At 38.7% G+C, this 24078-nt stretch carries 18 protein-coding genes; 4 read left to right on the plus strand and 14 right to left on the minus strand.

Features of this window, described 5'->3' with window-relative positions; translation table 11 throughout:
• Positions 1–25 precede the first annotated feature (25 nt).
• The 5 genes from NFR27_RS03765 to ftcD all read right to left on the minus strand — a co-directional run bounded on the left by NFR27_RS03765 (position 26) and on the right by ftcD (position 8505).
• The gene (locus NFR27_RS03765) at positions 26–2074 is read right to left on the minus strand and encodes a urocanate hydratase (RefSeq protein WP_251439814.1); all 2049 of its coding nucleotides are present in this window, start codon (positions 2072–2074) and stop codon (positions 26–28) included.
• Positions 2075–2415: 341 nt separating this feature from the next.
• Entirely contained in the window at positions 2416–4701 is a 2286-nt protein-coding gene (locus NFR27_RS03770; protein WP_251454275.1) for a bifunctional dihydroorotate dehydrogenase B NAD binding subunit/NADPH-dependent glutamate synthase, read from the minus strand.
• A gap of 349 nt (positions 4702–5050) precedes the next feature.
• Positions 5051–5671: a cyclodeaminase/cyclohydrolase family protein gene (locus tag NFR27_RS03775; RefSeq protein ID WP_251454278.1), complete on the minus strand. Its 621-nt coding sequence runs from the start codon at positions 5669–5671 to the stop codon at positions 5051–5053.
• Positions 5672–5749: 78 nt separating this feature from the next.
• The gene (locus NFR27_RS03780; RefSeq protein WP_251454281.1) at positions 5750–7420 is read right to left on the minus strand and encodes a formate--tetrahydrofolate ligase; all 1671 of its coding nucleotides are present in this window, start codon (positions 7418–7420) and stop codon (positions 5750–5752) included.
• Between the two features lie 191 nt (positions 7421–7611).
• A complete protein-coding gene (gene ftcD, locus NFR27_RS03785) occupies positions 7612–8505 on the minus strand; it encodes a glutamate formimidoyltransferase (RefSeq protein ID WP_251439802.1) in 894 nt (297 codons plus the stop codon).
• Between the two features lie 208 nt (positions 8506–8713).
• Between ftcD and NFR27_RS03790 the strand changes: the two genes are divergently transcribed.
• A complete protein-coding gene (locus NFR27_RS03790; RefSeq protein WP_251439800.1) occupies positions 8714–9283 on the plus strand; it encodes a HutD family protein in 570 nt (189 codons plus the stop codon).
• A gap of 91 nt (positions 9284–9374) precedes the next feature.
• Here NFR27_RS03790 and NFR27_RS03795 read toward each other — a convergent pair whose 3' ends face one another.
• Positions 9375–10661, minus strand: coding sequence for a dicarboxylate/amino acid:cation symporter (locus tag NFR27_RS03795; protein WP_251454284.1), 1287 nt, complete (start codon positions 10659–10661; stop codon positions 9375–9377).
• A 309-nt stretch (positions 10662–10970) separates the two neighbouring features.
• Here NFR27_RS03795 and NFR27_RS03800 point away from each other — a divergent pair, with 309 nt between their 5' ends.
• On the plus strand, positions 10971–11714 hold the full coding sequence (locus NFR27_RS03800; protein ID WP_251454287.1) for a formate dehydrogenase accessory sulfurtransferase FdhD: 744 nt from the start codon (positions 10971–10973) through the stop codon (positions 11712–11714).
• Positions 11715–11790: 76 nt separating this feature from the next.
• On the opposite strand, the gene NFR27_RS03805 is transcribed toward NFR27_RS03800, so the two are convergent.
• The 6 genes from NFR27_RS03805 to thiT form a co-directional block, all read right to left on the minus strand.
• Complete coding sequence (locus NFR27_RS03805; protein WP_251454290.1) at positions 11791–13026, minus strand: molybdopterin molybdotransferase MoeA; 1236 nt, start codon at positions 13024–13026, stop codon at positions 11791–11793.
• Positions 13027–13076: 50 nt separating this feature from the next.
• A complete protein-coding gene (locus tag NFR27_RS03810) occupies positions 13077–13568 on the minus strand; it encodes a 4Fe-4S dicluster domain-containing protein (protein ID WP_251439787.1) in 492 nt (163 codons plus the stop codon).
• Positions 13565–14095 (minus strand): 4Fe-4S dicluster domain-containing protein, encoded by a 531-nt coding sequence (locus NFR27_RS03815; protein ID WP_251439784.1) that lies wholly within the window; start codon positions 14093–14095, stop codon positions 13565–13567. Before NFR27_RS03815 ends, NFR27_RS03810 begins: the two co-directional genes overlap by 4 nt.
• On the minus strand, positions 14092–16284 hold the full coding sequence (gene fdhF, locus NFR27_RS03820) for a formate dehydrogenase subunit alpha (RefSeq protein ID WP_251454292.1): 2193 nt from the start codon (positions 16282–16284) through the stop codon (positions 14092–14094). Before fdhF ends, NFR27_RS03815 begins: the two co-directional genes overlap by 4 nt.
• Before the next feature lie 69 nt (positions 16285–16353).
• Entirely contained in the window at positions 16354–17649 is a 1296-nt protein-coding gene (locus tag NFR27_RS03825; protein ID WP_251454293.1) for a molybdopterin-guanine dinucleotide biosynthesis protein MobB, read from the minus strand.
• Positions 17650–17653: 4 nt separating this feature from the next.
• Positions 17654–18184: an energy-coupled thiamine transporter ThiT gene (gene thiT / locus NFR27_RS03830; protein ID WP_251454295.1), complete on the minus strand. Its 531-nt coding sequence runs from the start codon at positions 18182–18184 to the stop codon at positions 17654–17656.
• Positions 18185–18430: 246 nt separating this feature from the next.
• Here thiT and guaC point away from each other — a divergent pair, with 246 nt between their 5' ends.
• Positions 18431–19417, plus strand: coding sequence for a GMP reductase (gene guaC, locus NFR27_RS03835; RefSeq protein ID WP_251439770.1), 987 nt, complete (start codon positions 18431–18433; stop codon positions 19415–19417).
• Between the two features lie 568 nt (positions 19418–19985).
• On the opposite strand, the gene fabM is transcribed toward guaC, so the two are convergent.
• Both fabM and NFR27_RS03845 read right to left on the minus strand, forming a co-directional pair.
• Positions 19986–20777: a trans-2-decenoyl-ACP isomerase gene (gene fabM / locus NFR27_RS03840; protein WP_251454296.1), complete on the minus strand. Its 792-nt coding sequence runs from the start codon at positions 20775–20777 to the stop codon at positions 19986–19988.
• Between the two features lie 129 nt (positions 20778–20906).
• Entirely contained in the window at positions 20907–21794 is an 888-nt protein-coding gene (locus NFR27_RS03845) for a formate/nitrite transporter family protein (RefSeq protein WP_251454297.1), read from the minus strand.
• Between the two features lie 405 nt (positions 21795–22199).
• On the opposite strand from NFR27_RS03845, the gene NFR27_RS03850 reads away from it, so the two are divergent.
• Entirely contained in the window at positions 22200–24059 is a 1860-nt protein-coding gene (locus NFR27_RS03850) for an alkaline phosphatase (protein ID WP_251454298.1), read from the plus strand.
• Positions 24060–24078 lie beyond the last annotated feature (19 nt).

Here is a 24078-nt window from a genome sequence, read left to right on the forward strand (position 1 = left end):
TATTTAATAAGTAGACAATGTAAGCTTAGTCTTTAATCACTTTAGCAGTGGGATATACTTTAGCTACAGCGGCTTTTACTTTTGCATCATCAGCTACAAACGGAATTGTAATATGGCCTACCCCTGCGCGTGTTTTATTAAATTCCACAGCAGTTTCCATAGCATGTTCATTACGAGCCCAAGAACGACGAGCTACACCACCAATTACGTCCCAAGACATAGCGGAACGAATAATTTCATCCACACGATGGCTACCATCAAGCACAAGGCCAAAACCACCATTGATAGCTTTACCAATACCAGTGCCGCCACCATTATGAAGAGCAATCAAACTCATGCCACGAGCTGCGTTACCTGCATATGTTTGAATCGCCATATCAGCCATTACATTAGAACCATCTTTAATATTTGATGTTTCACGGAATGGGGAATCTGTGCCAGATACGTCATGATGGTCACGACCAAGCATAACAGGGCCAATTTCACCTAAACGAACTAATTCATTGAAACGAAGAGCAATGCGTACACGCCCAACTTCATCTTGGTATAAAATACGAGCTTGTGTACCAACAACCATCTTGTTTTCTTCTGCATCACGAATCCAGTTATAATTATCGCGGTCTTGGTAACGACGATCTACTTCAATACATTCCATAGCTGCTTGGTCTGTTTTATGTAAGTCTTCTGGCTTACCACTTAAGCAAACCCAGCGGAATGGACCATACCCATAGTCAAAGAGATGTGGCCCCATAATATCTTCTACATAACTTGGCCAAATGAAGCCATCTTTATCATCAATACCATTTTTAGAAATTTCTTTTACGCCCGCATCATAAACAGCTTTCATAAAGGAATTACCATAGTCAAAGAAGTAAATACCTTTGCCAGTTAACTGTTTTAAAGCTTCAAAATGAGCTTTCAAAGTTTCATCAACTAAACTACGGAATTTAGCTGGATCCTCTGCCAATAAACGAGTCCGTTCTTCAAAGGAAATACCTTGTGGGCAATAACCACCATCATATACATTATGGCAAGATGTTTGGTCAGAAATTAAATCTACATGCACATCATTAGCTGCAATATATTCTAATAGGTCAACAATATTGCCATGGTAAGCATAAGCTTTACCTTCTTTAGCGGCCATAGACTCTTGCGCCATCTTAATAATTTCAGGTAAAGAATCAGATACGCCTGAAATCCAACCTTGATCTAAACGAGTTTTAATACGAGAGTAGTCAACTTCAGCTACAATAGCTACACAATTAGCAATTTCAGCCGCTTTACCTTGTGCACCACTCATACCGCCAAGACCAGATGTAACAAATAATTTGCCACTTAAATCGCCATCTACTGGAATACCAAGTTTCATACGCCCCGCATTTAAAATGGTATTAAAGGTACCGTGTACAATACCTTGTGGGCCAATGTACATCCAGCCACCCGCTGTCATTTGACCGTAGTTAGCAACGCCCATTTCTTCAGCAATTTCCCAATCTTTAAGATTATCAAATAAACCTACCATCATACCATTCGTAATAATTACGCGTGGCGCTTCTGGTTTAGATTTGAATAAGCCTACAGGATGTCCAGAAGCTACAACTAACGTTTGATCTTGAGTTACTTCTTCTAAATAGCGTTTAATTAATAAATATTGCATCCAGTCATGGCAAACGCTACCAGTTTCACCATATGTAACGAGTTCATATGGATATAAAGCAACTTCAAAGTCTAAGTTATTATCAATCATAACTTGGAACGCTTTACCTTCTACACAATTGCCTTTATATTCATCAATTGGTTTACCATATAAACGACCTTCTGGACGGAAACGATATCCATAAATACGTCCTCGTGTAGTCAATTCTTCTAAGAATTCAGGAATCAATTCATCATGATATTCTTCTGGAATATAGCGAAGTGCATTTTTTAATGCCACTTCCGTCTGTTCTGGTGTCAAACGAAAACCACGATCAGGGGCCCGTCGAATCCCTTCTTCAAAGGTTTTCTTTGGCGGTAAGCCTTGAGAAAAATCAAGTTTAATGGTCATAGCGTCTTGTACAATTTTGTTATTCATAGGTCCACCCCTTTTGAAATGACTACAATATTTGCTTACGCATTGTATCGACTATACTGATTACATTTATTGTATACATTACTCATCTGAAAAACGTCTAACACTATTCGATTTATCTTGATTTTTAACATTGATTTTTGTTTATATATATTAACGCCATTAATTCAATTAGACATAATCGTTAGACACATCAAAGAAAGACTTTTATACATAATTATAATCAAAAGCAAACTCTAATTATTTGATTACATTACAGAAGAAAACAGAAAATAAAAAATCAGCCTCTACCCATAGGATAGAAGCCGATTTCTTAACGTCTAAATATTATTTTAGTAACTATTTTATTTAGATAAATATTCATCAATCGCTGTAGCAGCTTGTTTACCCGCACCCATAGCTAAAATTACAGTCGCAGCACCAGTCACTGCATCACCACCAGCAAATACGCCTGGTCGTGAAGTAGCACCTGTACTTTCTTCTGCAATAATACCACCCCACGATTGAGTATCAAGCCCTTTTGTAGTGGAGCGAATCAATGGATTTGGATTAGTTCCCAAAGACATGATAACTGTATCACATGGAATAACAAATTCAGAGCCTGCAACCTCTTGTGGACGACGGCGACCGGATGCATCAGGCTCACCTAATTCCATCTTAATACATTTAACACCTGTTACCCAACCTTTATCATCATGAAGAATTTCAATTGGGTTTGTTAATAAATTAAACTCAACTCCTTCTTCCTTTGCATGATGTACTTCTTCAGCACGAGCTGGAATTTCATCTTCACTACGACGATATACAATCTTAGACTCGGAGCCTAAACGCAACGCTGTCCGCGCAGCGTCCATAGCCACATTACCAGCCCCTACAGTAACACATACTTTGCCAATAGCAATTGGTGTATCATAACTATCATCATAGGATTTCATAAGATTGGCACGCGTTAAAAATTCATTAGCCGATAATACACCATTAGAAGATTCACCAGGGATATGCATAAATTTAGGTAAACCTGCCCCAGAGCCAATGAATACAGCTTTAAAGTTTTCTTTATCCATCAATTCGTCAATAGTCACGGTACGACCAATAATTACATCCGTTTCAAACTTAACGCCTAAATTTTTAATATTTTCTACTTCTTTATTTACAATGCGGTCTTTTGGTAAACGGAACTCAGGGATGCCATAAGCTAATACGCCACCTAATTTATGAAGTGACTCAAATACGGTTACCTCATAGCCCTTCTTAGCTAAATCACCGGCACAACTAAGCCCTGCTGGACCAGAGCCAATAACAGCCACCTTAATACCTTTAGCCGGCTCTTTTTCACCAAAGACTACACCATTTTGAAGATTAGTATCCGCTACAAAGCGCTCCAATTTACCAATCGCAACTGCTTCATTGCGTATACCCATAACACATGCACCTTCGCATTGTTCTTCTTGTGGACATACTCGACCACAAATAGCTGGTAAAGCACTTTGCTGTGCTATAATACGACCCGCTTCTTCAATATTCCCTTGCTTTAAGGCTTGAATAAAGCCTGGAATATTAATATGTACTGGACAAGCTTGTACGCAACGAGGTACTTTGCAATCTAAACACCGTTGAACTTCTAGCATAGCTTCGGTTTTACTATAGCCATAACATACTTCTTCAAAGTTAGTAGCGCGCACCGCTGGATCTTGCTCACGTACTGGAATTCGTTTACTTTTATCCGTCAATTCCGTAGTTTCAACACTATCCTCCGCTTTACAAGTACAATCAGGATTAGGATGAGCTTTATCCATTTCACGAATTAGTTTACGCCCTTCCTCCGATTTATACATAGTCTGACGTTGCATAGCATTATCAAAATCAACTAAATAGCCATCAAATTCAGGACCATCTACGCAAGTAAACTTAACTTCATCTCCAATAGTAACACGGCAAGCACCACACATACCGGTACCATCAACCATAATTGAATTTAAGGACACAACAATCGGAATCCCCAATTCTTTAGCTGCTAAAGTAGCAAATTTCATCATAATCATGGGACCAATGGCAACAATATGATTATATTCTTTACCGTTGGCAATTAAGTCCTTCATACAAGCTACTACATTACCATGAAAGCCTGTAGAACCATCATCAGTCGCTAAATATAAATTACCCGCTACCGAACGCATATGCTCTTCATAGATAATTAAATCTTTATTACGAGCCCCTATAATCACATCGGCTTCACAGCCACGAGATTTTAAGTATTTAACCTGCGGATACACAGGCGCCGTTCCAACCCCACCGCAAAGGAATAATATTTTCTTTTCTTTTAATTCTTCATCAGAAAGTTCTGCCAAATCAGTTGGATTCCCTAAAGGACCTACAAAATCAGAAAGTAAGTCCCCTTCTTCTAATTTAGCTAATTTTTGAGTAGAGTCACCTAAAGTCTGAAATACTATACTAACAGTACCAGCTTCACGGTCATAGTCAGTAATAGTCAATGGCACACGTTCACCGTATTCACCATGTTTTACAATAACAAATTGACCTGGCAAAGCAGACTCGGCCAAACGAGGGGCTAAAATATCATACTGATACATATTAGCATGTAAAACTTCCTTTTTGACAATTTTATACAAGAGAACTCACTCCTTTAATACTAAATACCTATTAGAGCATTGACAAAAGCTATCAACACCTTACCTCATCCCTGAAGTTACATCAAATACTATCTGTCAAACGCGAACGTTATAACTATCAAGTTTTGATGTCATTACTATCATTTTACACCCATTATAGTAATAATTAAAATTACATTTACGCATAATAACTGTATTATATTTATCAAAAACAGTTGCAGGCTACAACATTTGTCATAAAAAGTATACCTTACTATGTATTCCACTGTTGGCCCTTAGAGTAAATGCTGAAAAAAACAGAGCAGTCACAACATGCCTGCTCTGTTTTACTGTCAACACGGTTTATATATTATAAAACAACTTTACTTAATAAGCCTTGTTCTTTTTCATCGACACTATTTTCAATAGCTTCCATTTTAGCTGTTAAATCAGCTACAAAGGCTTCATCTTTAATGCTACCCAAATTGATTTTTACATTTAAGAACGCACCATGTACGGAAGTACGCGCATTCATAGTAGCTACAGCACCATCAGTAATAGCGTTTTGATTACCTTTTTCAATAACAGTCGCTGCCATTGGTAGTAATTCATTCGCTAATTCGCCAATTTTAAATGGCACCAAAGCAGCCCCTTTAGTGGCTTCTTGAATCGCTACGGAGCGAGCTTTTTTATCTTCGTCACTTTCTTTTGGTAATTTGAAAGCATCCATAATTTTATTAAATGCTGCACTATCTTCGTCAATATATGCCAAGAATTGTGCTTTCATTTCATGTGCTTTAGCTTGAATGTCTTTCATTTCAGCTTCTACAGCTGCATATTTTTCTTTACCAATGGTCAAAGATGCTACCATTTCAATCAAAGCAGCTGCCGCTGCACCATTAAGGGCTGCTACACTACCGCCACCAGGAGCTGGTGAACTTGAACCAGTTTCATTAATAAAACCTTCTACGGATAATGCTTTTAATTCCATTGTGCCTCCTATAATTGAAGTATGTTTTATGATATGTTTTATAATATGTTTTATAATTAGTGGTTTACCATAACCGAACTAGAATAAACCTGAAATCTTGCCATCTGCATCAATATCCATATTTAAAGCTGCTGGTTTCTTAGGTAAACCAGGCATTACCATAATATTGCTAGTTTGACAAACAATAAACCCAGCCCCATTAGCTACACGGACATCTTGCACATTAATAGTAAAGTCTTTTGGTGCCCCTAATAAGGCAGGATCATCGCTCAAAGAGTACTGTGTTTTAGCAATACATACTGGTAATTTGTCGAGACCCCATTCTTCTAATTGCTTAATTTGTTTTTTAGCATTAGCAGTAAACTCTACACCTGTACCACCGTAGATTTTTTGTACAATCTTAGTCAATTTTTCAGGAATAGACTCTTCTTTATCATACATTGTAACTGGTTTAAGATTAGTACCTTCTACCATAGCCGCTACTTGCTTAGCCATATCGATACCACCATCGCCACCTTTTTCCCAACATTCATTGAGTGTTACATCCACGCCATAGCTATCACATTTTTGTAATAACTTTTCAATTTCAGCTGGTGTATCTGAGGAGAATTTGTTGATAGCTACCAATACAGGCAAGCCATAGGCCCGCATGTTTTCCACTTGTTTAGCAAGATTTACAAAACCTGCATTAACAGCCTCTACATTTTCTTCACCGAGTTCAGTTTTCTTAACACCACCGTGCATTTTTAATGCACGGATAGTCGCTACGATAACAACTGCTTTCGGGAAAATATCGCCATATGGGCATTTAATATCAAGGAATTTTTCAGCCCCTAAATCAGCACCAAAGCCAGCTTCAGTAATAACAATATCACCTAATTTAAGTGCCATCTTAGTCGCTAAAATAGAGTTACAACCATGCGCAATATTGGCAAAAGGACCTCCATGTACTAAGGCTGGTGTATGCTCTAATGTCTGTACTAAGTTAGGCTTAATAGCATCTTTCATAAGCATTGCCATAGCCCCTTCACAGCCTAATTGATGTACATATACTGGATCTCCTGCATAATTACAGCCAATTACGATACGACCAAAACGTTCTTTTAAGTCTTCAATGCTAGTTGCCAAACAAAGAGCCGCCATAATTTCAGACGCAACAGTAATCATAAAATGGTCTTCACGAGGGAAACCACATACTTTACCGCCCATGCCAACGACTACATTACGTAACGCACGGTCATTCATATCCATAACGCGCTTCCACGTAATTTGACGCACATCAATATTAAGGTCATTCCCCTGATGGATATGGTTATCAATCATAGCCGATAATAAGTTATTTGCCGCTGTAATCGCATGCATATCACCAGTAAAATGTAAGTTAATATCATCCATTGGCACAACTTGTGCATAACCGCCACCAGCAGCACCACCCTTAATCCCAAACACAGGCCCTAAAGATGGTTCACGCAAAGCTACAATGGCATTTTTACCAATTTTATTAAGCGCTTGGGTTAAACCAATACTTGTAGTTGATTTACCTTCCCCTGCTGGTGTTGGGGTAATAGCTGTAACAAGCACTAATTTACCATCCGGTTTATCTTGTAACCGTTTTAACACATCTAAGGATACTTTGGCTTTATAATGGCCATATTGTTCCAACTCTTCTGGCAAAATGCCGCATTTTTCGGCAATGGCAGTAATTGGTTCCATCTGATTCGCTTGCGCAATCTCAATATCACTGAACATGAATGCACCTCCTATAGGGCTGATATGCGTTTGAAAAATAACTTTATACATTCTAATTTACACTAAATATGCACTTTTTTCAACTCCTATTACACATATAGGCGTTATAATCGACCCTAAATCGGCACTTACGCATCAAATCAAACCCTAATATGATAATATAAGCAGTTTTATTGTAAATTAGTCTACTCTTAGTCTAATAATTGTTTTTCTAAAATTTGATTAATATCAAAGTTTTCTACTTGTAAATAATATTCAGCAGCCATCATTAATGCAGCCATTGGTACAGTACCAATAATTTCACTACCTACAATGGATACACCATAGCGTTTAGCTTCCATTTTAATCATTTCAAATGCTTGATATACTGAGGATTTTTGGTAGTTTACTAAGTTCATGGACACTTGTACTTGATTACGTTCTTCTAACATAACGCCCATAGCTTTTACATAACGTAAACCACCGCCAATATGACGAATTTTCTTAGCAATCGCATCAGCTACAGCTAAATCGCTAGTGTTCAAATTAACATTAAATGCTACCAAAGATACACGAGCGCCTACAGCGGAGCAACCAGATTTTTCATTCATTTCACTTGGACCATAATCAGGTTTCCAGTTTTCATCTTTAATTTTTTCAAAGAAACCTTCATACTGACCTTTACGAACAGACGCTAAATTACGACGATCTTCTTTAGTACAAGCATCTTCATAAAGGTATACAGGAATACCCATTTCACCATATGCTTTACCAACTGTATTCGCAATTTCTACACATTCTTCCATTGTTACTTCAGAGATTGGTGTGAATGGTACTACGTCAACAGCACCGAAACGAGGATGAGCCCCTTCATGAGTGCGCATATCAATTAATTCTACAGCTACTTTAGCCATATTAATCGCTGCTTCAGTTACAGCTTCTGGAGAACCAATTAAAGTCACTACGGAACGATTGTGATCAGCGTCACTTGAATAGTCAAGAATTTTTAAATCTTTAATTTTGCGCGCTTCATCAACAATTTTCTCAACCTTTACCTTATCCCGACCTTCACTAAAATTTGGAACAAATTCAACTAACTTAGCCATACGATTGCCTCCATTCTGAAATGAACTCACTATAATCATGATGTTATAAAACAAAACATGAATTCTATACGTCCAATATACATCAACTATAACCAAAAAAACATCAAATTTTTTATATTTTAAAAAATTTTTGATTTTTGACACTTTTTAGACGTAGCTGACTTATAGTGTATATAGCGAATAGATGAAGTACCCAATAGGAGGCTTTATGGAAATTACAGTGATTGCTCGTCACCAAGCGACTACTTCTACCTGGTCCGGTGGCTCCACAACAGAGTTCTTTATATATCCACCGCAAAGCTCTTATGCACGAAGAGATTTTGCTATTCGGATAAGCTCAGCAACTGTGGATGTAGAATCATCTGAATTCACCTTACTTCCGGGGTATACCCGTCTAATTACTCCGCTAACAAATCAATTATACCTATCTTTTAAAGAAACAGCAGACACATATCATTTAAAACCATATGAAGAAGCTTACTTCGATGGTGCTTATCACACCTTTTCAAAGGGGAAAGCAACTGACTTTAATGTTATGGTCCAACAAGGAATGAAGGTTAACTACTCTGTGTTAACTTCTTCTTCTCAACTTAATCCTCACGAACATAGATTTATCTATGTTCCCAACTTACCTTTTGTACCCTCTGCCAAGGCTCGAATAGGTAACCTCCAAATACAACCGGATACATTATATTATTTATCCGATTGCACGGAAACGGTGCCTTTATTCCTTGAGGATGCTGCTGTTAAGGTTCTCTATGTTGAAATATCCTCTTAGGATACTCTATACAAACTTCATCTTCTTTACAAAACGGCAAAACCCCTAAGTCTCCACACTTAGGGGTTTTGTTATGTTATAAAACTATTAATTATTTAGCTTCGAATTCTAAAGCTTCTAATTCTTCCTCAGTAAATGGTTCTTTCATTCGCTTAGTTAATTCTTCTGGCGAAATTTCATTTTCCCAACGTGCCACAACAGCGGCCGCTACACAGTTACCGGTTACATTACAGAAGGTACGCGCCATATCTAGGATACGATCAACACCAAGAATAATAGCAATCCCTTCAACTGGCAAGCCAAACGCTGCAGCAGTACCAGCAATAACGATTAAAGAAGCCCCCGGCACAGCAGCAATCCCCTTCGTTGACAACATCAAGGTTACTAACATCAAAAGTTGAAGTTCTAAAGGAAATGGAATGCCATACACTTGAGAAATAAATACAACGGCTAACGCACTATATAATGTAGAGCCATCTAAGTTAAAGGTATAACCTAAGGGTAATACAAAACTTACAATATGCTTAGGTAAGCCCGCACGCTCTAGCTTTTCCATAGCAATTGGCAAAGCCGCTTCACTCGCTGCCGTAGAGAAGGCTAATACTAATGGCTCTTTCAATACTTTTAACAGCGGGAACAAATTTGTTTTTGTCAAAAATGAAGCAATAGAAATAACAATAACTAAGAATAAAATTAACGCTGCATAAAGACATAAAACAAGTTTTAACAATGGCAATAACATGCCAAGACCAAATTCACCAACAGTATAGGCAATCGCACCAAAAATACCAATAGGCGACACATACATAATATAATGAGTCACTTTGAACATTATGTGTGCCAAGTCCTTAGACAGATCGATAATTTGACGGCCATCTTTACCAGTACTAGCTGCCGCAATAGCAAACAAACAACTAAAAAAGATAATCTGTAGCATATCGCCACGTCCCATGGCATCCACAATATTCGTTGGTACAATATTAACCAACATTTGAATATGGTCTACCCCTTGAGCTGAAGCGGCTTTATTAACCACTTCAGAAGCTCCATTTTGCGTTAACGCAACACCTACACCTGGTTCCATCACATTAACCGCAAATAAACCTACAATAAGAGCTAAGGTTGTAGCAAATTCAAACCAAAGAATGGCCTTACCACCTAATCGCCCTAGCTTTTTGAAATCACCAGTACCAGCAATCCCCATAACTAAAGAGCTGAAAATTAAAGGGACTACAATCATCTTAATCATACGGATAAATACATCGCCTAATGGCTTCATGGCTTTACCAACTTCAGGTGCTACACCACCAACGAGAACACCCGCTAATAAGCCAATTATAATCCAAGAGGCAAGGCTTAATTTTTTTAGGATTTGCATATTTCACTTCCTTTACTAACACTAGACTACTGTCCAACATACATTTTTTCATAAATAATATATAATACCAAGCTATTTTTAAAAGTCACCTTAAAATAGCATCACTGAATTATTATATATTTATAAATTTAGATTCGTCAACCAATTTTTAAGGTCACTCCCTCTTAAGTATTCCTATTTAACAATTGTCTACACTAGCTTTACATGATATTATGAGAATATATTTATTAACCTATATTTTTAGTAGAGAATAGTATTTATATACACTTTTATGAGAAATTAATGCGATTTACGCAAGGAGGTTTTCCTATGTACTCTCTATCAGCTACTAATCATTATGAATGCATTTCCTATCGACAAGGTGAAGGTGCTAAGCAAGAACAGCTAGATATTTCACAAGAAGTGGCTTACAAATTATATATAGAAAATAAGCTCATCTCTACTTTAATTGCTTCGCCCCATGATTTTCGCGATTTAATTATCGGTTATTGCCTCATGGAAGGGCACGTAGAAAATGCAGATGATATTGCTTCTATTTTTATGAATCGTGAAACTCATCGCATTGATGTAACCCTCTCTCATGATATTCAATATTTCCATGATGCGGCCCCCACTTCACGGCCTCAAAAAAATAATACCTTCACTGTAACAGCTGATGAAATTTGCAGTTATGGTGGTCTATTGGATTCTATTACCAAAGCGCATCATACCTCTCATGGTGTTCACGAAGGTGCTATCGTGAAAGATGGTGAAGTGATTGCCTATGCCGAAGACGTAGGTCGTCATAATGTACTAGATCGTTTATTAGGTATTATCGTAACTAAACAAATTGATACGTCTGATAAAATTTTAATCTTTAGTGGCCGTGTACCTCAATCCGTTATAAAGAAAGTCAATCGCATTGGGGTTCCTATCATGTGTTCTCGAGCAATGCCAACAGCCTTAGGTATTGCGTTAGCTGAACAATACAATATTACCCTATGTAATGTGTTACGCCCTGATTCGTTTAAATGTATGACCCATCCCGAACGGATAAAAGACCTTTGTCGTTAATAAAAAAGCCCTATTACAATCGTTCAATATATTCTAGACACGATTGTAATAGGGCCTTATTTATTATTGATGATGTTTAGTTATGATTTTTAAGCAATATAACAGGTACTATATCGCCAGCATCATAACTATGTATTCCTTGCTCTAATTTAGCCAGACCATTAGCCTTTGCTAACCCTAGTAACGCACTAGAGGTAAATACACGATTCGGTATAAAAGTAGCACCTTCTTCAGTATAGGTAATAACGCCTTGTACATACCGATCAAATGGATTTTTCTTATGAATGGCTACGCCTAAAGGTAAGGATACACTCATAAGTTCAGACACAGCATACCCTTGGCAAAAGCGTAAAATTGGCAACACTAATAAATGGAATCCATTATAAGCCGCTGTCGGATTACCTGATAGTCCAAAACAGAGTGTAAATTTACCTTCACCACGGTCAATTATACCACCATAGGAAGCGGCACCAGGCCTCATAAGAACCCTGTTATATAATTCTCGAGCGCCCAACGCTTCATAAATGACTGGCATAGAATCAAATAAACCAACTGATACGCCACCAGTGCTCATGATTATATCAGCCTGCTGACTTAACTCTGTTACTACTTTGATTTCCTGCTCTAATACAGCTGGATCATCACTAACATGATATGTCACCACTTCATAAAAACTGTGTTCGGCTAATAAATTTGTCAGCATAAACAAATTTGAATTATAGATTTTACCAGCCGTAAGTGGTTCTCCTACAGGTACTATCTCTCGCCCGGAGGTCAATACCACTATTTTTAAAGGTACATACACCGGCACCGTAGCATAACCTAGTCCTACCGCTACTGCAATAACACCAGCATCTAAATAAGTGCCAGCTGCAATTACAGTCTCACCAATACTACATTCTTCACCTTGTGGCACAATATTGTCACCCTGCGTAATTTGTCCTCGCACAGTGATATATTCCCCATCAAAATCACAACGCTCCTGCATAATCATAGTGTCACAATCATCAGGAATAGGTGCACCCGTCATAATTCGAACTGCTTCGCCAGCTCTAACTGGCCCATCATAGACTTCACCAGCACCAATCAAGCCAATTACTTTAAACCGTTGTTGATTTGCCACATAGGGAATCACAAATCCATCATAAGGCGATTTGCGAAATGGTGGCATATCACTTTGTGCTGTTAAATCCTGTGCTAAAACTCGTCCTAAAGCCTGAGACAGCGGTATATATTCAACAGCCTGTTTAGACCGTTTGGCTAATTCTGTATGCCATTTTTGCTGACTTGCTTCTACTGTAATTGCCTCCATATATTCCTGCTCCATGCCTCAAACTATACTACTATAAACTAAATACTCAACTATGCAAATGTTTTTCGTTTATGATCAATACACTCTTTCATAGTTTCTTCTGTCACTAATGTAAGTGCTTTTTTAGGGCAACCTTTTACGCAAGCTGGTGTGCCAGCTTCTGTATCAATACATAAATCACATTTTGTTGCTACCGTGCGGCCATCTTCTAATGGTGCCATACGCACCGCACCAAATGGACAAGCCAATACACATTCACGACAGCCAATACAAATATCTTCATCCACAAATATCATATTGTCATTGCGTTTGGAAATAGCATTAACTGGGCAAGCAGCCATGCAAGGTGCATTTTCACAATGGCGGCAATGAACTGCTACTTTCAATTCTGGTTGTCGATAGGCTTTACACCGCGCCCGATGTAATGGATTATCCAACTGCACCTCAGCCATTCCCAAACCCTGATGTGACATAATACACTGCCGTTCACACATGCCACAGCCAATACATAAACTTACATCACAAAATACGAATCGATTCATGCTTGTCCCTCCTTTGCAGCCCATGCTTTTCTCGCTGTTTGGAGGTTCTTCTGACTAGCAATATCAGCGATACTATCTTCTACATAATACGTCAATGCTTCAGTTGGACAATGGGAAACGCAGGCTGGCGAGCCTTCTTCCGTATGGGCACAGAGGTCACATTTATTAGCTACCACCCGCACACCCGATTCATCCGAAAGCTTTTTCATCTGAATGGCGCCAAATGGACAAGCCATAGTACATTGCTGACAACCAATACAACGTTCTTCGTGAAGAAGAATGCTATTAGGTCCTTTTTCAAGCGCCCCTACTGGACATACAGTAACGCAAGGTGCATTTTCACAATGATGACATTGTACTGTCATGGTTTTTGTTTTAGTTTTTATTACATGAATACGTGGGAAAAAGTCTTCACTATCTGGATCTGTAGTAAAAATACCATTACCACGATGAGAAACTACACAAGCTACCATACATGTACGGCAACCAATACAAAGTAAGGGATTTCCTTTTACAAAACGATTCATGCGCCGGCACCTGCCTTTTCTATACCCATTTTTGCTCGAATAAGAGCATATTGTGATTTCACATATTCTTCTGCTTCTGCTTGATTGTCTAACTTTTCTACACGACAAGCACAGTACTTATATTCTGGTGTTTTACTCTTAGGATCTAATACGCCATTAGTCAACTCATTACAAGCACCAATCCACCATTGGTACGTCATATAAGTTGCCCCTTCTTTAGCCCGTTCTGTTGGCAAGCACCGTGTAATTAAGCTACCACGACGAGACCGTACACGTACTAAATCACCTTGTTCAACGCCTAATGCTTCACAATCTTTAGGATTCATAGCAATCCAGCCTGGTTCATCTTCTAGTTGACGAAGCATACGACAGTTGCCAGTCATAGTTCGCGCTGAATAATGACCTACTTCGCGAACTGTACAGAAGGAAAGTGGATATTCATCATCTACTTCTTCTTTTACTGGCTGATAGTCATGAAAAACTAAGTTACCACGGCCATCGGCGGTTGCAAAATTTCCATCTTTATGCAAGTACATAGTCCCTGTGTCTTCCATGCTTTCATCATAACAAGGCCATTGAACACTGCCAAGAGCTTCAATTTTCTCATAAGTTGCACCTGTAAATTTAGGTGCTAACATACGCATTTCATCCCAAATCTCTTTTGTATTGTTGTAATGCATTGGATAACCCATAGCCGTAGCTAATAAACAGAGAATCTCCCAGTCTGTTTTAACCCCAGCTGGTGGTTCAATCACTTTGCGCACACGCTGGAAACCTCTATCACAACAAGTATAAATCGCATCATGTTCGCCCCAAGCTGTAGCTGGTAACAATACATCAGCATATTCAGAGGTACGATTCATGAAAATATCTTGTACGATAATAAGGTCAATCTTTTGAAATGCCTCACGCAATTCTTCTAAATGTGGGTCAGACTGAGCAGGGTCTTCACCAATAATATAATACGCATGAATTTGTTTCTTTGGATCTGTTTCTTCTAACACTTGTTCAGGCACTTGCGTTAGCTTTAACCCTACGGTTGGCGATAATTTTACGCCCCAAGCCTTTTCAAACTTTTCACGAATTGCATCATCTGTTACATCTTGATAGCCTGGATATTCATTAGGCAATACACCCATATCACAAGTCCCTTGTACATTGTTTTGTCCACGCACAGGACCCACGCCAGTAGCATAACGACCATAGTTACCAGTTAACATAGCTAAGTTAGAGCAAGCCGCTACACTATCAACACCTTGTGAAAATTGGGTAATACCCATGCCCCAAAGGATTACAGAGTGTTTAGATGATGCATATAAACGAGCTGCTGCACGAATTTGCTCAGCTGGTACACCTACTTGTGCTGCAACTGCTTCTGGGGCATAGCCAGCCAATTTAGGAGCAAACTCCTCATAACCATTTACATAATTATTGACAAACTCTTCATCCACTAAGCCTTCTTCAACAATCGTATAAGCTAACGCATTTAATAATAATAAGTTAGTGCCACCTTTTTGTTGCAGATGAATATCAGCAATACGAGCAGTTTCAGAAATCTGCGGGTCTGCACAAATAATCTTAGCACCTTTAGCTTTGGCTTTTACAATACGGCGGGCAACAATAGGATGCGAAGTAGCCCCATTATAGCCAATATTTAAAATAACTTCTGCATCTTCAATTTCAGGCACACTTAAGGACATAGCCCCTTCACCAATAGTTTGCTTTAAGCCTGCTACAGATGCAGCATGACAAATACGTGCACAATGATCCACATTATTAGTACCAATAACGGCACGCATAAATTTCTGAGTCATATAACCCGCTTCATTCCCTGGGCCACGAGCAGAACCTGCTGCCATAACAGAATCTGGACCATATTCTTTAATAATTGCTTTTAAACGTTCAGCGGTAAATTCAATAGCTTCTTCCCAACTAACTGGTTCTAAAGGACTACCTTTCCCGCCTTTACGAATCATAGGTGAGGTAATACGACGAGTTAAAATTTGTGGGTCATTTAAGTAATCCCAACCATAGAAGCCTTTTAAGCAAAGACGAGCCTCATTCGTACGTCCTGGTGCTCCCTTAGCTTCAATAATTCGATTGGCCTTCTTATCTACAGTAAACTCAATTTGACATCCCGATCCACAATACGGACATACTGTAACAATCTTCTCATAGTTACGCTGCATAGGGTACCCTCTCATTCACTTGAATATAAAAATCCGTGTATAACCTAATACCTATATTGCAATATTACCTTAAGGGTTTGGTAAAATCTGTTGCTTTAACCACATAGCCAGCTCGTCTATTTGCGCCAATGAAAAATGAGCCCGCTCTAAATCTTCAGATTGAGCCGCTCCTTCTTTAACATCAGCTACTACGATAGATTCCTTCACAACCGAATCGGTAGCTATTGAACCTTGCTCTAAAAGTTCTATATGGCTAGGTAATACCTCAATACTAGGCAACATACCACGACTTCGTGTTTCAATAATCACTAAGTCTACTAATAAGTTCTCCGCCAAGGTTGCAATTTCCTTCTTTTTATTATGCGAAACTAGCATAGCATATTGTTGAGGTCCACTAATTGCAATCGCTTTGGCCCCTGCTTGTGACGCTAACCATGTATCACTTCCCTCTCTATCCATCGTAAAACCATGCCCATCACTTTTAGCATAACCTACTTCATAGCCTAAATTAGTGAACGCCCTAATTAATTGTGTAGCTACCAACGTCTTGCCTGTCTTAGACTGTTCTGCTACAACAAATATAAAAGGCACCTTACGCTCCTGATTAAGAACTAAGGACTGCACTAATTTATAATCTAACGGCGTATTGACATTACGATAATCTAACGCTCTATCATCTACTGAAATATATTCTGTTTTTACTTTATCAAATAAGGCTCTTACATGTAATTCCCCTTGTTTTAACAAGTTTTCAATGTGTGTAATGCAACGACGACTATATAAAGCCGCCAAGGGCTCTAATCGTCCATTAAGAGTTGGTACCACGCAATCAATAGGTTCTTTACCTAATTGTTTTAACATGTCACAGGTACTACCAAAAGAAAAGTTATTAAAAAAAGGCATATCAATGGACACTGCTAAATATACTTCACTATGTCCCGCTTCTAAACCAGCCCATAAACCACTTAATGGCCCCTGACTTTCTCCTTGATCAGGTACAACATAAATAGTTAATGTCGGTTCATCACCTATTTCCCATTGATAACGCATACTCTTATCAGGCTTAATGGCCCCTACCTCAGTTTCACTAAGCGCTACATGACCTTGGCGATCACTAAGTGGATGAGAGGCGTACAACTGCCCTGGCAAGAGTCGTAAATCAACTGGTTCATTAGAGGAAATAACAATGTCAATGGGATCTACAGCCCTTGTTTTTTCAAGTAACTTTGTTAAAAAAGTGCCCCCTTGCCAAGGTAAATTCGCTTTATTTTGTCCCATACGAGAGCTTTGACCGCCCGTTAAAATTAAAACGCCCCGCTTATACGCATGATGACCATCAGTGCGTTCTAAAACCAGTCGTTTCATAGCATCACCTTCTTTGCAAGCCCTTCATAATGCGTGTATAAAACAACACAATGACCAATAAATTAATGGCTAATTCTGGCACCATATAGCTAGCATTATAAATCATGGAATATAGCCAAGGATTTTGACCCGCCGGTGCATAGGCAGCAAAAACAACAGCCCCTGAAACAACGGAACAAAGCCAGCGCAATGAACAGCCAACTAATACTCCACCAATAGCACCGCTACGCGTATTCGCAAAAAAGCCCGCCATACCAATAGCACCATAACCTAAAATATAGTCTAATAAAATACTTAAAAAATGAAGGGAAAATTTAAAACCTAAAAGAAATTCAATAAGTCCATAAGCCATACATGTAATTAGGCCCCATCTACCACCCCAGCGAAGGGCAAATATAATCAGAGGCACTAAATTGGCAGCATTCACTGAGCCACCTTGTGGCATTTGAAATAATACAACAAAATGCAGAACATATGCGATTGCAATGGAGAGCCCTGCTTCTACTAACATCCGTGTCCGTTGTTTCTGTTCCATATTTTCTCCTTTGAGCCTAAGCTCAGCTACACCAAAACAACTAAATAGTAAGCATTTGCCTCTCCTTAAGCGTATGTTTACCCAATACCTGCAAATATACTTTAATTATACGTCTTATACTTCTGAAAAGGCAAATCAGAACGTTTTACAAGAAAGCATAAATAATGTTCGTCTAAAGCTTGCCAAAGCATAACCTTTCCTATATAATGTCTAATGGATTATTATGTTATTACAAGGAGGCATTCCATGATTAACACAACAAACATCTTTGATTATGAAGACATTCAGTTAATTCCTAATAAATGTATAGTAAACAGCCGCAGTGAGTGCGATACTACGGTGAAACTTGGCAACCGCACATTCCGTTTACCAGTTGTACCTGCTAACATGCAGACTATTATTGACGAAGAACTAGCTGAAAAGTTAGCATCTGAAAACTACTTCTACATTATGCATCGTTTCGCGCCACATACTCGTCTCGATTTCATTAAACGCATGAAAGAAAAAGGCTTATATGCCTCTATTAGTATTGGCGTTAAAAAAGACGAATTCAAATTTGTTGATGAAATTAAAGCAACTGGTTTAACTCCAGAGTATATTACAATTGATATTGCTCATGGCCATTCTAATTCTGTCATTGAAATGATTCAACATATCAAAAAACAATTGCCAGAAAGCTTTGTTATTGCTGGTAACGTAGGTACGCCTGAAGCAGTGCGTGAACTTGAAAACGCTGGCGCTGACGCTACTAAAGTAGGCATTGGCCCTGGTAAAGTATGTATTACCAAATTAAAAACTGGTTTTGGCACTGGTGGCTGGCAGTTATCTGCTGTTCGTTGGTGCTCCAAAGCAGCGACTAAACCAGTTATTGCCGATGGCGGTATTCGCGATCATGGCGATATTGCCAAATCCATTCGTTTTGGTGCTACCTTTGTTATGATTGGTTCCCTCTTTGCCGGTCACACTGAATCCCCTGGTAAAGAAGTGGAAATCGATGGCAAACCATACAAAGAGTATTTTGGTAGTGCTTCTGAATCCCAAAAAGGTGAAAAGAAAAACGTAGAAGGCAAAAAAATGTACATTCCTTCTAAAGGCAGTCTATTCGATACCTTAACAGAAATGGAACAGGATTTACAATCCTCTATTTCATATGCTGGTGGCAATAATTTAACTGCTATCCGCAAAGTGGATTATGTAATCGTGAAAAACTCGATTTTTAACGGGGATCGCTAAGTAGTAATTGGCGAAGCCTGCGATAAAAAGAGGCTCATAGCTAATAAGAATATAGAAAGCCCTTACGAATACGTTCGCTCTCGACGAGACAAGCTCTGACGGTCGCTACACATATTCGTAAGGGCTTCTTATTTTTCCTTGAATCTATCTTGCCTCTTTTTATCAATGATTCACCACATTTCTACTGACGCTTTCTGGCAAGTGTACCAGTATGTTCGCTCTCGACGAGACAAGCTCTGACGGTCGCTACATATACTGGTACACTCTTTTTTTATATTCAATATCACTTCTTAGCTTGGCCTCTTAAAGACTTGCCACTGTCCTACTGGCGCTAAGAGAGAAAAGAAAAGCCCCCTATATATGTGCAGCGACCATTCGATCCCTTCCCATGCGCGATGGGCTATGACTTTGTAAAAGTCATATACACTACTTCTGCAATAAAAAAGATGTCACATATACGGAGCGAACATTTAGCTTGGCTAAATGAGAACAAGTATAGGTGACATCTTTTAATCCCCCACAAGGAGGCTATATTATTTTTTACAAAGTAAGCACTAGACGATACAACTTACTTCCCTTGGAAGTTCGGTCTCCGTCGCTCAGCAAAGGCGCGTACCCCTTCTTTAAAGTCTTCAGAGAAACCTAAATGTGTCTGTAGAGCTACTTCCAATTTAGCATATTCATCCCAACCGCTAAAGAAGGCAGCCCACATTTGTTCTTTCATAGCTTTAAATGAAAGTTCTGGCCCTTTAGCTAAACGAGCACAAAGTCGATCAGTCGTTTTCACCAATAATTCTGGTTCACACACTTTATAGACAAAACCATATTCTTTTGCTTTTTCAGCAGTTACAGCTTCACCTGTCATAGCTAAGTGCATAGCACGATTCATACCAATCGCACGAGTTAACAAGAACATACCACCCGCATCAGGTGCTAACCCTACATTAACAAAGGCTTGAATAAAACGGCTATTCGTAGAGGCTACACACATATCGGCCGCCAACACCATATTAAATGCCGCTCCTGCTACTGCACCATCAGTACTCATAACAACTGGTTTAGACATTTTTTTCATGGCAAATGAAATCTGCATAACAAGTTCTGCAATCGCTACCAAAGACTGTTGATCATCTTCTTCCACGGCACGTTTCATTTCAGATAAATCGCCACCGACAGAAAACACTTTGCCCACTGCATTAATAAGTAGTACTCGTGCTTCTGGATCCGCTTCAGTCCGTTCAATAGCTTCTAAGATTTCATTACACATAGGAATGTTGAAACCATTTTGTACTTCTGGACGATTAAAGGTGATTGTTGCAATTTTATTTTCTACTGAATACAAGATATTAGTATATTCCATCAATAACTCCATTTCTAATTCGCGGAAACAAATGCGGTCCGTAACATTTACAAAAATTTGACATTATATCTCTCTTTGTTACTAGTATACCGAATTTTTTCGATAATGAAAAGAGTTATATAGGGGTTTCTATTTAAGAACCTTCTCTTTCACTTCATTTACAGTATCTTCACTTGGTTTGCCATTCCCATAAAGAAATGCCATACCTACAAAGACGATGCCACCAATCATATTGCCTAGTGTTACTGGCAATAAGTTTTTAGTGAAAAAAGTACTCCAATTTAATTGTTGAAGTGCCTCTGCAGTTATGCCTAATTTAGCGGCTTGTGCTACATAGCTTGGATCAGACGCTGCAAAGATACCTGCTGGAATGTAATACATATTAGCTACACAGTGTTCAAAACCAGACAACACAAACATAAAGATTGGTAAATAAATAGATAATATTTTCCCAGAAGTTGACGTTGTGCCAAAGCTCAACCATACAGCTAAGCATACTAACCAGTTACATAATATCCCTAAAACAATTGCTGCTGTAAGATCTAAACTTACTTTACCTAACGCGAGTTTTATTGTCATAGCACCGGCTAAATTAGCACCACCATGCCATAACCCAGATTGACTCATCAACCAAGCAATAAAAAATGATCCTAAAAAATTCCCAATATATACATATACCCAATTTCGTAACATGGCAACACTTGATACCCTACCACATAGCCAAGCATTGGTAATCAATACATTGCCAGTAAAAAGTTCTGCCCCAGATAATAATACAAATACAAGACCACAACCAAAAATAATACCTGCTACTAATCGTCCTAGCCCATACCATTCTGGTTGAGCCAATAAGTTAAAAGCTCCCATCGTTGATGCTTGCGAGGCAAAAGCAATAAATGCGCCTGCTAAAAAACCTAATATTAAAAGTTGTACGCTCCCTAAACTACTTTTCTTTTCTCCAATGGCTAACGCCGCTGCCGTCGTTTCTATTGGTTTTAATAACATTGGTCCTTTCATATAACTCCCTTCCGTATACCCTATCTAAGGATAGGTATACTTAAAAATCTAGAAACTATGATAACCAACTTCACCTAACTGTATCGGCAATGTAGTAAAACCTCCTTACTGCTTTTTTAAAACGCACAAAACCCATTCTTTCAAAAAACGCATACAATGAATAACTTATCTTCATTTATAAGCATTAAACAATATTCTATAGGAATTGTCAAGTATACTTTGCCTTGATTCTTCATCACTTTTTTATAATAATTGTCTACCAATACATATAATTACTGGCTTAATTACACATTACAGTTCCTTTACAAATAATTTACCGCCTTTTTTCTGTATCTTTTATAAGCCCTTTGTTAGGATAATAACAGCAGATGTTCATTCTTTTTTGATACATTAGGAGGTATTTTCATGAATGGCAAGCAGCATTTACGTAAAATGGTATTTTTTGCTTTAGCAGGCGCCTTAGCCTTTGGTATTAATGCACCTATGGTAAAGGCCGATGCACCAGCACCAGCAGTTACACTTAGCTCACAAACAGAATTGTCAGCCACAGCTGTAATAAGTAAAGACATCAAAGTATTACCAATCAATCAGGCTAAATTCTGGCAAGGTCAGCGCTTTGACTTTGAAGTAGAGCTTCCATTAGGTACTAAGCAAGTAGCTGTTACTATCAATGGTGAAGATGCAAGCAAAGTATTTAAAGAAACACCTACCCTAACTCAACATAGCACTCATATTTCATACCGTATTAATGATGTGGCTTTTAAAGAGGTCGGTGATAAACGTGTTAATGTGGTTGCTGCTACGAACCAAGGTACCTTAAAACAATCGGCAAGTTACAAAGTAGTTAATGAAAAAGCACAAAAGAAAGCAAAGAATGTAATTCTTTTTGTAGGCGACGGTATGAGCATGCAGGCCAAAGAAGTAGCCCGTATCCTTTCTAAAGGTTTATCGGATGGTAAATTTAACGATATATTAGCTATGGAAAAAATGCCTCACATGGCTTTAGTAACAACGTCTGGCTATGATTCACTCGTTACAGACTCTGCCAACAGTGCGTCTGCCTATAATACAGGTAATAAATCCGTAGTTAACGCTATGGGTGTCTACGAAAATAGCACAGCTGACCCATTAGATGATCCAAAAGTAGAAAATATCTCTGAAATTATTTCACGCAGCAAAGATATGTCCTATGGTATGGTAACTACAGCAGCAGTAACAGATGCAACGCCAGCAGCAGTAACAGCTCACACCCGTCGTCGTGGCGAGCAAAACTTTATTGCTACAGACTTTTTAAATCGAGCAAAACCACCAGCTGTTATCTTAGGTGGCGGTTCCCAATTCTTCTTACCATTGAGCACACCAGGCTCTAAACGTAAAGATAATGTAAATGTTATCCAAGAATTTAAAGACAAAGGCTATCAATTTGCAGGTAATAAAACAGATTTAGCTAAAACAACAGCGGATAAACCACTTCTTGGCCTTTTCACCTTAAATACTATGAACGTATATATGGATCGCCAATTCTTACCAGAAAATCCTACCGTGCTTAAAGGTTTCAATGACCAACCAGGCCTAGTGGATATGACTAAAAAAGCAATTGAAGTCCTTGAAAAGAATCCAAATGGTTTCTTCCTCATGTCAGAAGCTGGTTCCATTGATAAACAACTTCACACTATGGATTGGCAACGTTCCGCTTACGATACTATCGAATTTGACCAAGCTATCAAATATGCGCAAGACTACTCCAAAGCTCATGGCGACAACACTTTAATTATCGTCGTAGCTGACCATGCTCATGGCATCAGTATTACTGGTACTTACAGTGAACAAGATGGTAAAGTAGGTCGTGAAGCAGTTCGTGTATATGGTGAAGCAGGCTGGCCAACCTTCATCGATGCAAATCGAGATGGTTTCCCAGATAACCCAGATGCGGATGTAACATTAGCTGTACAATATGCTAACTCCCCTGACCACTACGAAAATTACCGTTTCCAAACAGAGCCACATGATCCAGCTACTGCAGGCAAAGATGGTAAAGTAATTGCTAATCCAAAACGTGCTCCACAAGGTGCTCGTCTAGTAGAAGGCAGCTTACCAACTACAACTGGTGAAACTAGTGAAGTTCATTCCGCTGATGATGTAGTACTCATGGCACAAGGCCCTGGCTCTGAATACTTCAGTGGTGTTATGGATAATACCGAAGTATTCTTTGGTATTCTTCGTGCCCTTGGCATTGATGGCAACAAAGATGTATTAAAAAAATAAGTAAAAAATAATTAAGGAT

The sequence above is a fragment of the Veillonella intestinalis genome, from assembly GCF_943192895.1.
GTDB classification, from domain to species: Bacteria; Bacillota; Negativicutes; order Veillonellales; family Veillonellaceae; genus Veillonella_A; species Veillonella_A intestinalis.

Bases quoted from the DNA above. Each gene is read 5' to 3' on its own strand.
- NFR27_RS03765 (WP_251439814.1), bottom strand. From the start codon at position 2,074: ATGAATAACAAAATTGTACAAGACGCTATGACCATTAAACTTGATTTT.
- NFR27_RS03775 (WP_251454278.1), bottom strand. From the start codon at position 5,671: ATGGAATTAAAAGCATTATCCGTAGAAGGTTTTATTAATGAAACTGGT.
- NFR27_RS03780 (WP_251454281.1), bottom strand. From the start codon at position 7,420: ATGTTCAGTGATATTGAGATTGCGCAAGCGAATCAGATGGAACCAATT.
- ftcD (WP_251439802.1), bottom strand. From the start codon at position 8,505: ATGGCTAAGTTAGTTGAATTTGTTCCAAATTTTAGTGAAGGTCGGGAT.
- NFR27_RS03790 (WP_251439800.1), top strand. From the start codon at position 8,714: ATGGAAATTACAGTGATTGCTCGTCACCAAGCGACTACTTCTACCTGG.
- NFR27_RS03795 (WP_251454284.1), bottom strand. From the start codon at position 10,661: ATGCAAATCCTAAAAAAATTAAGCCTTGCCTCTTGGATTATAATTGGC.
- NFR27_RS03800 (WP_251454287.1), top strand. From the start codon at position 10,971: ATGTACTCTCTATCAGCTACTAATCATTATGAATGCATTTCCTATCGA.
- NFR27_RS03805 (WP_251454290.1), bottom strand. From the start codon at position 13,026: ATGGAGGCAATTACAGTAGAAGCAAGTCAGCAAAAATGGCATACAGAA.
- NFR27_RS03810 (WP_251439787.1), bottom strand. From the start codon at position 13,568: ATGAATCGATTCGTATTTTGTGATGTAAGTTTATGTATTGGCTGTGGC.
- NFR27_RS03815 (WP_251439784.1), bottom strand. From the start codon at position 14,095: ATGAATCGTTTTGTAAAAGGAAATCCCTTACTTTGTATTGGTTGCCGT.
- fdhF (WP_251454292.1), bottom strand. From the start codon at position 16,284: ATGCAGCGTAACTATGAGAAGATTGTTACAGTATGTCCGTATTGTGGA.
- NFR27_RS03825 (WP_251454293.1), bottom strand. From the start codon at position 17,649: ATGAAACGACTGGTTTTAGAACGCACTGATGGTCATCATGCGTATAAG.
- thiT (WP_251454295.1), bottom strand. From the start codon at position 18,184: ATGGAACAGAAACAACGGACACGGATGTTAGTAGAAGCAGGGCTCTCC.
- guaC (WP_251439770.1), top strand. From the start codon at position 18,431: ATGATTAACACAACAAACATCTTTGATTATGAAGACATTCAGTTAATT.
- fabM (WP_251454296.1), bottom strand. From the start codon at position 20,777: ATGGAATATACTAATATCTTGTATTCAGTAGAAAATAAAATTGCAACA.
- NFR27_RS03845 (WP_251454297.1), bottom strand. From the start codon at position 21,794: ATGAAAGGACCAATGTTATTAAAACCAATAGAAACGACGGCAGCGGCG.
- NFR27_RS03850 (WP_251454298.1), top strand. From the start codon at position 22,200: ATGAATGGCAAGCAGCATTTACGTAAAATGGTATTTTTTGCTTTAGCA.